The following is a 12,692-nucleotide window of genomic DNA, read 5'->3' as shown; positions in this document are numbered from 1 at the left end:
CTTGCCCAGCAAGGCCTGAGTCTGATGAACCGTTAAATTGCGCCGCACACCCGGGCGATCACCTCGTCGCCATACCCCATGCTGGTCATCAGCTGGGCCACCATGTTCTGCTTGCGACTGGTGTTGGTGTTGGTGATCACCCAGAACGGGGTTTGTGGCACCGGCTTTGGCTTGGTGGTGCTGCCGCTGGCGCGCAGGGCATCGGGATCCCGCGAGAAATAGACGCGCTTGCGCCCCTTGATTTCGGTGGCCTGGGTAAACCCGACCGGGTCATCCCGGTAGAGGGTACTGAGCACCTGCATGAAGCGGTTGATGGACTTCTCTTCTTTTTGCAGCTCGCCGGAGTCGAGCAGCGCCTCCAGCCCCATGGCATCGGCCACGGCATGCGGCTGGGCCGTCGTCACCGGCTCGGCAACCGGCGTAGCCTGGTTGGCGGGCTGTTCCAGCAGGCGGCGCAGGATATCGGAGGCACTCTCGCCGATGTGCCGGGTCTGGCTGGCGATATAGAAGTAGAGATCGTCATCAAGCTCGATGGTTTTCATAGGGATGCGCTGGACTCGTCGAAATTCGGATGCGGCGATTATACATAGGCAAACCCGGCAGCCCAAGCAAGGGGCGGACAGATGTGCATGAATCTCATCGAGAATACGGCATAATAGCGGGCCAAGTGTGTGATCCGTCGCACTGATAGCCGATCTGGCAGACTTTTTTTAGAAAAAAAACCACACATTTTTGCTCCGCAATGAGTGAAATCCTTTTCTTTCCAGTGTGTTAAATCACAACGCGCAACACACTCACGACCGACAAGGTGTCATTTTGCAACAAAACCCATTATTGAACTTCAAGGAGCAGGGCCAGGGCCAGCCCGTCATGCTGATCCACGGGCTGTTTGGCAGCCTCGACAACCTCGGCCTGCTGGCGCGCCCGCTGAGCGAACAATACCGGGTCATCAGCGTCGATCTGCGCAACCACGGCGCCTCCTTTCACTCCGACGAGATGAGCTACCCTGCCCAGGCCGCCGATCTGCTCGCCCTGCTGGATCGGCTCGGGCTTGAGCAGGTGGCCATTGTGGGTCACTCCATGGGGGGCAAGGTAGGCATGCAGTTGGCCAAGCTCGCGCCAACGCGCGTTGCCAAACTGGTGGTAGCCGATATCGCGCCGGTCGCCTACCCTCACGCCCGCCACCAGAATGTGTTCGCCGGTCTCAACGCCACCCTCGAACAGGCTCCGCACAGCCGTAGCGAGGCGGAAGCCATCCTGGCGCAGCACATCGAGATCGCCGGCGTGCGCCAGTTCCTGCTCAAGTCGTTTGCCAAAACCGGGCACGGCTGGGGCTGGCGTTTCAACGTCCCGGCCCTTGAGCGCAACTACGCCAACATCATGGGCTGGCCCGATGTACAGAGCCGTTTCGAGGGCCCTTCGCTGTTCATCAAGGGGGGATTCCGACTACATGCAGCCTGAACATACCGATACTGTGATGGCACAATTCCCCGCCGCCAAGGCCCGGGTCATCGCCGGTACTGGTCACTGGCTGCACGCGGAAAAGCCGGTTTTGTTCAACAAACTGGTTGTGGATTTCCTGTCGACAGGCGGTTAACAGTTTCAAATCCTTTGTGATATAGTGCGCCCGTCATAAGGAGTGTGCGCAATCCATGCTAAGTGAACATATCGATCTCATCGAGAGTCTGGGCCTGAAGTTATTCTTTGTGGCCATTTTCGTATTGATTGGCTTGGCCATTCAGGACGTGCTCAAACGTGGCAACGTGCCCCGTTTCGGCCGACTCATCGTCTGGTTGGTACTCTTCCTGGGTTGTGCAGGTTTTGTCGCCAAGGGGCTGATCGAACTGGGCTGGGAAGGCTCAGGCATCGGCTAACTTATTTTCATCTGTGATGTATGGCCAAACAGCAAACTGATCGAACAACATTGGATCTGTTCGCAAATGAGAAGCGCCCCGGCAGGCCAAAGACCAACCCACTCCCCCGCGAGACCCAGCTCAAGATCAACAAGCGCAACCAGCTCAAGCGCGATCGGGAGAACGGTTTGAAGCGGGTAGAGTTAAAGGTGGAGGCCGAGTTGCTGGAACGCCTGAACCAACTTGCGTTACAACAGAACGTCAGCCGAGCCGAGCTGATCCAATCTATCCTGAAGCAACAGATTGAGTCTGCACATGCTGCAGGCATCACAATCTGACCGTTAAGCATTAACACCAGATACGGGTAACTAAACACTATGGCTAGTGTAGGTCTGTTTTTCGGCAGCGATACCGGTAATACCGAAGCTGTCGCCAAGATGATCCAGAAAGAACTGGGCAAACAACTGATTGAAGTCCGTGACATTGCCAAGAGCAGCAAGGCCGACATCGACAGCTTCGATCTGCTGATGTTCGGTATCCCGACTTGGTACTATGGCGAAGCCCAGGCCGACTGGGACGACTTCTTCCCCGAGCTGGAAGAGATCGACTTCACCAACAAGCTGGTCGCCATCTTCGGATGCGGCGATCAGGAAGACTATGCAGAGTACTTCCTCGACGCCATGGGCACCCTGCGTGACATCGTCGAAGCCAAAGGCGCCATCGTCATCGGCAACTGGCCAACCGCCGGCTACGAATTCGAAGCCTCCAAAGCGCTGGTCGATGACAAACACTTCGTGGGTCTGGGCATCGACGAAGATCGCCAGCCGGAGCTGACCGCCGAGCGCGTCAAGGGCTGGTGCAAACAGCTGCACGAAGAGATGTGCCTGGCCGAGCTGGAGTGACCCAGCCTCGCCAACCTCTCTGACAACAAGGGCCCCGCGGGGCCCTTGTTGTTTTCTGGCTCATGCTTTCTCGCCACTTCGGTGCTCCGGTTTGGCCCGCACATAGAGGGTGCGCTTGACCTGGGCCACCAGCTCGCCGCTCTGATCCTGCACCGTCACCTCGAACTCGGGGAAGTGCTTGTCTCCCCCATCGGTCGCCGCCACGATGGCGGCCAGCTTGCCGTCAGTGAGGTTGAATTCGGCCACCAGCTTGCCCTTGCCCGGCTTGATGTAGTTGATGCTGCCCGCCTTGTCCCAGACGTAATAGCGGTTCTTGAAATAGCCCATCAGCATCAGCGGATAGATGGGATCGGTCATCGCAAACATGCTGCCGCCAAACTGGGTACGGTTGGCATTCTTGTTCCACCAGCGGGACTTGAGGGTGACCCGGCAGAAGCGAAAATCATCGCTCAATGTCTCTATCTTGATACCGGCGCCCCAGAAAGGAGGCCAGGCGTTGAGGGCGCGGCGCACCCAGGCCGCATTGTCAAAAAGCCAATCCATGGATCTCATCCGACCAGACAGTGAAGAAGGTTACATTTTATCAACATTCACCAAACGAGCAAGCCGTCACGAGAATCCGTCCAATTCCACCGGATGGCGCCATCTGCGCTAAAGCCCTTGAATTACTGGGTTTATTTTTAGGTGAGCTACGACCTATAATGACAGGCCAAGCGAGTTCGTGGTTGCCATTCCAGCGGCAGTCAATCAGAATAACCACACCTTCGAGAATGCGAATAAATAGAATATGGCAGACAACAACCAAGCGTTAAAAAAGGCCGGGCTCAAGATCACCTTGCCCCGTGTCAAAATCCTGGAAATCCTGCAACAGCCGGACTGCCAGCACACCAGTGCGGAAGATCTGTACAAACGACTGATCGACCAGGGTGAAGAGATTGGTCTCGCTACCGTATATCGCGTTCTCAACCAGTTTGATGATGCCGGTATTGTTACCCGTCACCACTTCGAAGGGGGCAAATCGGTGTTCGAACTGGCCACCCAGGAACACCACGACCACCTGGTCTGCCTCGACTGCGGCAAGGTGATCGAGTTCTCCGACGAGGTGATCGAGCAGCGCCAGCGCGATATCGCTCAGCAGCACAACATCCGGCTGACCAATCACAGCCTCTATCTGTACGGCCACTGCGCCGCCGGCGAGTGCAAGCACGAAGATTGACCCGCCAGACAGAGACAATAAAAAGCCAGCATCACGCTGGCTTTTTTGTGTCCGTCGTTTAGAAGCCGTTTACGCTCTTGCTCCGAGGTCGTGATCAAGGTTCATCTGCTGCTCGGACCCCTCACATCTCTCTATACGCGCCGGTTCCTGTGCGGCTTCACCTTGCTGATAACCTCTCGTCACAGATCGTAAGCAAGCTCCCAGATCAAGAGAGGGCAGGGTCTCCCCTGCCCTCTTCTGTTATCAGGCCTCGGCCTTGCCCCACACGTCCCGCAGGGCCACGGTGCGGTTGAACACCAGATGCTCCGGACTGGAGAGCTTGTTGTCGGCGCAGAAGTAACCTTCACGCTCGAACTGGTAAGCCTGCTCCGGCTTGGCGTTCTTGAGCGAAGCCTCGACACGGGCACCCTCGATGATCACCAGGGAGTCCGGATTCAGGGCCGCTTCGAAGTCCTCTTCGGCGCCCGGGTTCGGCACCTTGAACAGACGGTCGTAGAGGCGCACTTCGGCTGGCAGGGAGTGAGTGGCGCTGACCCAGTGGATCACCCCTTTCACCTTGCGACCATCGGCCGGATCCTTGCCCAGGGTCTCGGGATCGTAAGAGCAGTAGATGCAGGTGACCTTGCCATCGGCATCCTTCTCGACCCGCTCGGCCTTGATGACGTAGGCATTGCGCAGGCGCACTTCCTTGCCCAGCACCAGTCGCTTGAACTGCTTGTTGGCTTCTTCTTTGAAATCCGCTTCATCGATGAAGATCTCGCGGGTGAAGTTCAGCTCGCGGGTGCCCATCTCGGCGTTGTTCGGGTGGGCCGGGGCAGTCAGCACTTCGTCGGCGGCCAGGTTTTCGATGACCACCTTGACCGGGTGCAGCACGGCCATGGCGCGCGGCGCGTTCTCGTTGAGGTCTTCACGGATGCAGGCTTCCAGCATGCTCATCTCGACGATGTTGTCCTGCTTGGTCACGCCGATGCGCTTGCAGAACTCGCGGATGGAGGCCGGGGTGTAGCCACGTCGACGCAGACCGGAGACGGTCAGCATGCGCGGATCGTCCCAACCCTCCACGTGCTTCTCGGTCACCAGCAGGTTCAGCTTGCGCTTGGACATGACGGTGTATTCGAGGTTCAGCCGGGAGAACTCGTACTGACGGGGGTGGCAGTCGATGGTGATGTTGTCCAGCACCCAGTCGTACAGGCGACGGTTGTCCTGGAACTCCAGTGTACAGATGGAGTGGGTGATCCCTTCCAGGGCGTCCGAGATGCAGTGAGTGAAGTCATACATCGGGTAGATGCACCACTTGTCACCGGTCTGGTGGTGGTGGGCAAACTTGATACGATAGATGACCGGATCACGCATCACCATGAAAGGAGAGGCCATGTCGATCTTGGCGCGCAGGCAAGCGGCGCCTTCGGCAAACTCGCCGTTCTTCATCTTCTCGAACAGGGCCAGGTTCTCGGCCACCGAACGATCGCGGAACGGACTGTTCTTGCCCGGCGCGGTCAGGGTGCCACGGTATTCGCGCATCTGCTCGGCAGAGAGCTCGTCCACATAGGCCAGACCCTTTTCGATCAGCTCAACGGCGTAGCCGTGCAGCTTGTCGAAATAGTCGGAGGAGTAGCAGATCTCGCCGTTCCACTGGAAGCCGAGCCACTGCACGTCCTGCTTGATGGACTCAACGTACTCGATATCTTCCTTCACCGGGTTGGTGTCGTCGAAGCGCAGGTTGCACTGGCCCTGGTAGTCGCGGGCGATGCCGAAGTTCAGGCAGATGGACTTGGCGTGACCGATATGGAGATAACCGTTCGGCTCGGGTGGAAAACGGGTATGCACGCTGCTGTGCTTACCGCTGGCCAGATCTTCATCAATGATCTGACGAATAAAGTTAGTTGGGCTGTTCGCCTGACTCATGGCTCACCTCAAAAATGCGTCACTGGCGGAAGTTGTGCCGGCTGGCACCCTCATACCCCCGCCGTCAAGCCGGATATGATCCCTCATTACGCGCCCTGTCTCAACCTGAATTTGCCCGTTTCGGGGTACTGGCGCCGCAAAACGACCCGTACTGGTAGCCGGTTTGACGGACTGGCGAAAAAAAGACCCCGCGCGAGGCGGGGTTCAAGGTGATGAAAAACAAAAACAGACAATACACACACAACAAAGGCTCACACGCACAGTCAACCTTTCCCAAGCCCGATGGCCATCGCCCTTGGGAAAGGCGGGTCTTGCGACCCACCTTGCGTTATGGATTGAGGACTATCAGTTCAGCTCGGTGACGCGGCTGGTACGCTTGCCATCGAAGCTGGTGGTACGCAGGTAGACCTTGCCATCCACGGTCGGCTTGGCGGCAGCGTCGTAGGCGCTCCAGCTCTTGCCATCCAGGCTGTACTGGATGGGCAGACCCGGCAGGTCCACGTTCGCTTCCAGCACACCGTTCACTACCTTGGCGCCCGGTACGGAGAGGCGGTATTCCACCCCGGCCTGGTCCAGTTTCGGCAGCACGCGCTGACCCAGCACGTTGGCGAACTGGTTCCACTCCTTGTTCAGGGTGGCCTTGTTGACATGCTTGGTCTCGCCGGAGAACTCGCGACCTTTCACATAGTTCAGCTCGAAGCCGCCCTTGTGCCAGGCACGCTCGGCCATGGAGAAGATACGCGGGTAGACCATGTACTCGTACTGAGCGTCGGTACGCACGGTTTCACTCCACTGCTGACCGGAGATCCCTTTGAACTTGACCGGATCCTGGTCACCCTTGGCCACGAAGGCGTTGCCGTCGCGGTCAACCGAGGTCTCGGCGTTCTGCGGCAGGTTTTCCGGGGCGAAAGCGAACACCTTGCGGGTGTCATTGAAACGAGTTGCCCAGTAGTAGCCACGCTCAGCCGGGTGCACCTCGTTCGGGAAATCGAAGTAGAGGTAATCCGGGTTGGAGAGCACCACTTCATAACCCTTGTGCGCCCACTTCATCGCTTCATTGAAGCCACCCCAGTAGAGGGTTTCCCAGAAGTTGACACGGGTGTTGTCGGTGGCGAAGTCCTTGGCACTGTTGGCGTATTTCAGACCATCTTCCCAGGCCTGCAGGGTGGAGAAGCCGTGGCCCTTGACCATCTCGCCCACTTCCTTGGCGAAGTAAACCGGCAGCTCGGCTACGTCCTTGATCTTGCCATCGTCGATCATCTTCTGGCACATCGGGGACTTGCCGAACGGCTTGTCCTGCTTGCTGGAGTCGACGTTGCCTTTCCATGCCACCAGCTCTTCTTTCTTGGTGACAGCCGGATCCTGATAACCACCGCCCTGCATGATGTTCTTCGCCTCGTCACCACCGTAGTGCCATGCGGTCAGCGGCTGGCCGGCGGCCTGGTGCATCTGGGCAACTTCATCCATCACCTTGGCCACGAAGGTGGCAGCGCCCGGCTGGCAAGGGTTGATGAAGGACATCTTGTCGTAGAACTGCACCGAGGTGACGTTGGAGGTATCGGCCGGGTCGGTCAGACGGAACTGGTTGGCTTCGGTCTCTTTACCTTCAGCCATCAGACGCTTGTAACGCGCTTCCATGGAGACCACGGCAGCACGGGCGTGGGCCGGCATGTTGATCTCCGGGATCACGGTCACACCGCGGGCCTTGGCATAGCGTACCAGGTCGATGTAGTCGGCCTTGCTGTAGAAACCGGAACCCTGGTTGTCGCTGGTCGGGCCGGAGCCCAGCTGCGGCATCAGGCACTTGGTTTCGGACTCGTCGTGGCAACGCTGGCTGCCGACGTCGGTCAGCTCCGGCAGGCCCGGGATCTCCAGACGCCAGCCTTCATCGTTGGTCAGCCCCAGATGCAACACGTTGAGCTTCATGGCCGACATCTGGTCAACCAGCTTCTTCAGAGTCTCGGGGCTTCTGAAGTGACGGGCCACGTCGGTCTGCATGCCACGGTATTCAAAGCGCGGCGCATCCTCGACGTGCATCTGGCTGACCAGCTTGTCGTTGACCCCCAAGAGGGAAATCAGGGACTGGGCCCCCCAGAACGCGCCTTCGATGTCATGACCCTGAACTACTGTGCCTTTCTGGCCGATGGTCATGTCGTAGCCTTCGGCCTGCTTGAGCTTGCTGCCGAGCTTGATGGTCACTGGGTAGCCGGTGTCGGAGAGGGTAACACCCAGCTTGGTCAGTTGAGCCTTCAGGGCCTCGGCGCGATCGCTCGGCAGATCCAGGGCATTGAGCTTGATGGTGGAGAAGTCGACCTGCGGGCCGGCCTTGACCACCTGCTTCATCGGGGTCGGCAGGATCTGGTTGTCGACCTTGCCAGCCGGCAGCAGGGTGCTGGTCTGGTTGGCCGCGAAACGGGTTTCGCTGTTCATCAGGATGTTCTTGTCATCCTTGGTACGCTTCCAGCCATCGGCCGGCATCGGCTTCTCGTAGGTGCTGGCATCGTCGATGTTGCTCATGCTGGCCAGTACTTTCGGCTCAGCACCTTCGCTGGCGACATACCAGTTCGGCATGATGTCGGATTCGAACAGCACCCAGTACTCCACCACCAGCGGCACTTCGACCGTGGCATCCTTGGCAAAGCCCTGGAACTTCTCGGTTGGCGTCAAACGATAAAGGTCACCGGTCAGGTGGGTGATGGTGAACTGGTCGTTGTCCACCCGCTGGATACGACGGATGGAGGAGACATAGATGCTCCAGTCTTTGGAGGTGACGTCAGCACCGGTATTGGTCAGGTGCAGCTTGGCAACGCCGCAGCTCGCCCACTCGGAGCCCAGCGCCTGGCAGTCGAGGCCGGCACCGGCACCGTCGTTGGTGACGACTTCGTACTTGACGACGAGGTTGCTGGCGAGGGAATCGACCACGGCTTGCTTGGCGGCATCGGCTGCCTGTACCTGGCTGACGAAAACGGTAGACATGGCAATGGCTAACAGAGAATGTTTCAAGTTCATAACTGCTGCTCTCATTTGAAGTAAAGGTTGGATTTTCTTGGCTTTTTTATATGGGGCCCCGAGGCGGGGCCCTTAGTTATGTCAACAATGGACTTAGACTTGAGGCGAGCTTGGCGCCCGATTAACGCAGGGCCTTCATCTCACCGGCGATGATTTCGGCCAATGGGCCCAGAATCACCTGCAGGTTCTGCTCACCGAGCTTGACCACACCGGCCGCGCCCAGGGCTTTGAGCTTGCGCTCGTCAACGATGCTGCGGTCTTTCAGGGTCAGACGCAGACGGGTGATGCAGGCATCGATGGTCACCAGGTTCTCCTGACCGCCCAGCACTTCCAGATACTGGCGTGCCAGTTCGGTACGGTCGGTGGTCTGAGCCTGTGCCGGTACCGCTTCGTCATCTTCACGACCCGGGGTTTTCAGGTTGAACTTGACGATGACAGCGCGGAACACAACATAGTAGAGACCGAAGAACACCAGGCCTTGTACCAGCAGCATGTACCAGTGGGTCGCCAGCGGGTTGCGGCTGGAGAGCACCATATCCACCAGACCGGCACTGAAGCCGAAGCCGGCAATCCACTGCATGGAGGCAGCGATGAACACGGACAGACCGGTCAGCAGGGCGTGGATGACGTACAGCACCGGCGCCACGAACATGAAGGAGAACTCGAGCGGCTCGGTCACCCCGGTGAAGAAGGCGGCAAAGGCGGCTGCGATCATGATGGACGCAACTTTCTCTTTGTTCTCTTTCTTGGCGGAGTGGTAGATGGCCAGCGCGGCACCCGGCAGACCGAACATCATGATCGGGAAGAAGCCAGCCTGATACATGCCGGTCACACCCACGATGCCCTTGCCGGCGTCGATGGAGGATTGGCCGCCCAGGAAGTTCGGGATGTCGTTGATGCCGGCCACGTCAAACCAGAACACGGAGTTCAGGGCGTGGTGCAGACCGACAGGGATCAGCAGGCGGTTGAAGAAGGCGTAGATACCGGCGCCGGTGGAGCCCAGGCTGACAATGGATTCACCAAAGCTCACCAGACCGCCGTAAATGACCGGCCAGACGGCCATCAGGATGAAGGAGACGACGATCATCACCACGGAGGTTACGATCGGCACCAGACGGCGGCCCGGAGAAGAAGGCCAGCGCCTTGTGCAGTTCCACGCTGCTGAAGCGGTTGTAGAGCTCGGCGGCGATGACACCACACAGGATACCGACGAACTGGTTGCTGATCTTGGCAAAGGCAGCCGGGACCTGATCGGCCGGGATACCCTTGATCTGGGCAACGGCGCCCGGGCTCAGCAGCGTGGTCACTACCAGGAAACCGACCAGACCGGCCAGCGCGGCAGAACCGTCTTTGTCTTTGGACATACCATAGGCAACACCGACAGCGAACAGCACGGGCATGCTGTCGATGATGGCTGCGCCGGCCTTGATCAGGAACGCGGCGACAGGACTGCCACCACCCCAACCATTCGGGTCAATCCAGTAGCCAATCCCCATCAGGATCGCGGCGGCAGGCAATACCGCTACCGGCACCATCAGGGCACGGCCGATCTTTTGCAAATAACCGAGAATGTTCACGGTTCCTCTCCTTAGTTAATGTTTTTCTAGAAATTAAGTGCTTATCACGTTTGACGCATAAGCCATCAAGGCTTGATTGGCAGTCTAGGGCTTTTATTTCGCTGCGCAAATTAATAAACCTGTAATCGTGATCATTATCACCCAAACGAGATAAAGGTGGCGGATAGATGTGGCTTAGTTCGCAATCTTTATTTACGCTATAAAACAACTTGAATCCGTCCCAGTCTATTTGCCGCCGACATCCCGGCAGCAACCCGTACAGAGGTATCTACAATGCGCCTGATCCCGTTGAAATCTGCCAGCCAAGTGGGCCTGTGGTCTGCCCGTTACATCGTTGACCGTATCAATGGGTTCAAACCCACTGCCGAGCGCCCCTTCGTACTGGGCCTGCCCACTGGCGGCACCCCGCTCAACACCTACAAGCGCCTGATTGAACTGCATAAAGCCGGTGAAGTGAGCTTCCAGAACGTGGTCACCTTCAACATGGACGAGTACGTCGGCCTGCCGGAAGATCACCCGGAGAGCTACCACAGCTTCATGCACAACAACTTCTTCAGCCACATCGACATTCGCCCCGAGAACATCAACATCCTCAACGGCAACGCGCCGGATCTGGTGGCCGAGTGCAAGCGCTACGAAGAGAAGATCAAGTCCTACGGCAAGATCCACCTGTTCATGGGCGGTGTCGGCAACGACGGCCACATCGCGTTCAACGAACCGGCCTCATCCCTCTCCTCCCGCACCCGGGTCAAGACCCTGACCGAAGACACTCGCATCGCCAACTCCCGCTTCTTTGGCGGCGACATGGAGCAGGTGCCCAAGCTGGCACTGACCGTGGGTGTCGGCACCCTGATGGATGCCGAGGAGATCATGATCCTGGTGACCGGTCACGGCAAGGCTCAGGCCCTGCAGGCCGCAGTGGAAGGCAGCGTCAACCACATGTGGACCATCTCCACCCTGCAACTGCATCCGAAGGGAATGATGGTGTGTGACGAGCCCTCCACCATGGAGCTCAAGGTCAAGACCGTGCGTTACTTCCAGCAGCTCGAAGCCGCCAACATCGGCCGTCTGTAAGGAGTCACCATGTACGCATTGACCAACTGCACCCTCTACACCGGCAGCTGCGTGCTGACCGGTTACGGGGTGGTCATCGAGGGCGACAAGATTGTCGCCATCTCCCGCCTGGCCGAACTGCCGGCCGGTATCGAACACATTGATCTCAAGGGTGCCAACCTGAGCGCCGGTTTCATCGACGTGCAGCTCAACGGCTGTGGCGGCGTCATGTTCAACGGCCACATCACCACCCAGACTCTGGCGACCATGCAGGCCGCCAACCTCAAATCCGGTACCACCAGCTTCCTGCCGACCCTGATCACCAGTCCGGATGCGGACATGAAGCAGGCCGTCGCCGTCACCCGCGACTACATGGCTGCGCACCCCAACGAGGTACTGGGCGTCCATCTGGAAGGGCCCTACACCAACCTCAAGCGCAAGGGGATCCACCCGGCCGAGCAGATCCGCCAGCCCGCCGACGAGATGATCGACTTCTTCTGCGCCAACGCGGATGCCATCGCCAAGATCACCCTGGCGCCGGAGCGCAACAAGCCGGAGCACATCCGCCGGCTGGTGGAGGCCGGCATTCTGGTCTCCGCGGGCCATACCGCCGCCAACTATGACCAAGCCATGGCCGGATTCGACAACGGCATCCGCTTTGCCACCCACCTCTACAACGCCATGACCCCGACCGTGAACGGCCGCGAGCCGGGCGTGGTCGGTGCCATCTACGATCGCAAGGATGTCTACGCCGGCGTCATCGTCGACGGCCATCACGTGCACTGGGCCAACGTGCGCCTTGCACACAAGATGCTGGGAGAGCGACTGGTGCTGGTCACCGACGCGACCGCACCGGCAGGGGCACCGGAAGGCTTTGAGAAGTTTGATTTTTGTGGCGCAACCGTCTATTTCCGCGATGGTCAGTGCGTCGACGAGAATGGTACACTCGGCGGCTCTGCCCTCACCATGATTGAAGGGGTGGAGAATCTGGTCAAACAGGTCGGATTACCGCTCGATGAAGCACTGAGAATGGCCACCCTTTACCCTGCTCGCGCCATTGGATGGGACTCACGTCTCGGTAGTATCCAGGTCGGAAAAATAGCCAACCTGACTGTCTTTGATCAGGCCTTCACGGTCTGCGGGACCGTGGTTAACGGACACTACACAACACAGTGAC

Annotated in this window: 10 protein-coding genes and 2 pseudogenes; 7 read left to right on the top strand and 5 right to left on the bottom strand. The window is 58.6% G+C overall.

What is annotated here, in order from left to right; all coding sequences use genetic code 11:
* Window positions 1-32 precede the first annotated feature (32 nt).
* Window positions 33-542, bottom strand: coding sequence for a replication initiation negative regulator SeqA (gene seqA, locus ACPDZI_RS07185; RefSeq protein ID WP_331413194.1), 510 nt, complete (start codon window positions 540-542; stop codon window positions 33-35).
* Between the two features lie 292 nt (window positions 543-834).
* On the opposite strand from seqA, the pseudogene ACPDZI_RS07180 reads away from it, so the two are divergent.
* The 4 genes and pseudogenes from ACPDZI_RS07180 (at window position 835) to fldA (ending at window position 2,755) form a co-directional block, all read left to right on the top strand.
* A pseudogene (locus ACPDZI_RS07180) lies at window positions 835-1,597 on the top strand (alpha/beta fold hydrolase).
* Window positions 1,598-1,652: 55 nt separating this feature from the next.
* Complete coding sequence (locus tag ACPDZI_RS07175) at window positions 1,653-1,874, top strand: DUF2788 domain-containing protein (RefSeq protein WP_011705431.1); 222 nt, start codon at window positions 1,653-1,655, stop codon at window positions 1,872-1,874.
* A 20-nt stretch (window positions 1,875-1,894) separates the two neighbouring features.
* Window positions 1,895-2,191, top strand: coding sequence for a LexA regulated protein (gene ybfE / locus ACPDZI_RS07170; RefSeq protein WP_011705430.1), 297 nt, complete (start codon window positions 1,895-1,897; stop codon window positions 2,189-2,191).
* 39 nt (window positions 2,192-2,230) lie between these two features.
* A complete protein-coding gene (gene fldA, locus ACPDZI_RS07165; protein WP_011705429.1) occupies window positions 2,231-2,755 on the top strand; it encodes a flavodoxin FldA in 525 nt (174 codons plus the stop codon).
* Window positions 2,756-2,815: 60 nt separating this feature from the next.
* Here the strand turns inward: fldA and ACPDZI_RS07160 are convergent, their stop codons facing one another.
* Window positions 2,816-3,298, bottom strand: coding sequence for a DUF4442 domain-containing protein (locus ACPDZI_RS07160; RefSeq protein ID WP_167297549.1), 483 nt, complete (start codon window positions 3,296-3,298; stop codon window positions 2,816-2,818).
* 244 nt (window positions 3,299-3,542) lie between these two features.
* Here ACPDZI_RS07160 and fur point away from each other — a divergent pair, with 244 nt between their 5' ends.
* Entirely contained in the window at window positions 3,543-3,971 is a 429-nt protein-coding gene (fur, locus tag ACPDZI_RS07155; protein ID WP_011705427.1) for a ferric iron uptake transcriptional regulator, read from the top strand.
* 243 nt (window positions 3,972-4,214) lie between these two features.
* On the opposite strand, the gene glnS is transcribed toward fur, so the two are convergent.
* The 3 genes and pseudogenes from glnS to nagE form a co-directional block, all read right to left on the bottom strand.
* Window positions 4,215-5,876 (bottom strand): glutamine--tRNA ligase, encoded by a 1,662-nt coding sequence (gene glnS / locus ACPDZI_RS07150; RefSeq protein WP_438834261.1) that lies wholly within the window; start codon window positions 5,874-5,876, stop codon window positions 4,215-4,217.
* Between the two features lie 345 nt (window positions 5,877-6,221).
* Window positions 6,222-8,885 carry a beta-N-acetylhexosaminidase gene (locus ACPDZI_RS07145; RefSeq protein ID WP_194760195.1) on the bottom strand — a complete coding sequence of 888 codons (2,664 nt, stop codon included), beginning with the start codon at window positions 8,883-8,885 and terminating at the stop codon, window positions 6,222-6,224.
* Window positions 8,886-9,006: 121 nt separating this feature from the next.
* Window positions 9,007-10,462, bottom strand: a pseudogene (nagE, locus tag ACPDZI_RS07140) (N-acetylglucosamine-specific PTS transporter subunit IIBC).
* 273 nt (window positions 10,463-10,735) lie between these two features.
* Between nagE and nagB the strand changes: the two are divergent.
* On the top strand, window positions 10,736-11,536 hold the full coding sequence (gene nagB / locus ACPDZI_RS07135) for a glucosamine-6-phosphate deaminase (protein WP_016350211.1): 801 nt from the start codon (window positions 10,736-10,738) through the stop codon (window positions 11,534-11,536).
* Window positions 11,537-11,545: 9 nt separating this feature from the next.
* The gene (gene nagA, locus ACPDZI_RS07130) at window positions 11,546-12,691 is read left to right on the top strand and encodes an N-acetylglucosamine-6-phosphate deacetylase (protein WP_187267615.1); all 1,146 of its coding nucleotides are present in this window, start codon (window positions 11,546-11,548) and stop codon (window positions 12,689-12,691) included.
* Window position 12,692: the final 1 nt, after the last annotated feature.

The organism is Aeromonas oralensis (genome assembly GCF_049665575.1).
Lineage (GTDB): Bacteria > Pseudomonadota > Gammaproteobacteria > Enterobacterales > Aeromonadaceae > Aeromonas > Aeromonas hydrophila.
Note: the sequence above shows the minus strand (reverse complement) of the source record. Positions and strands in the feature narration are given on the sequence as shown.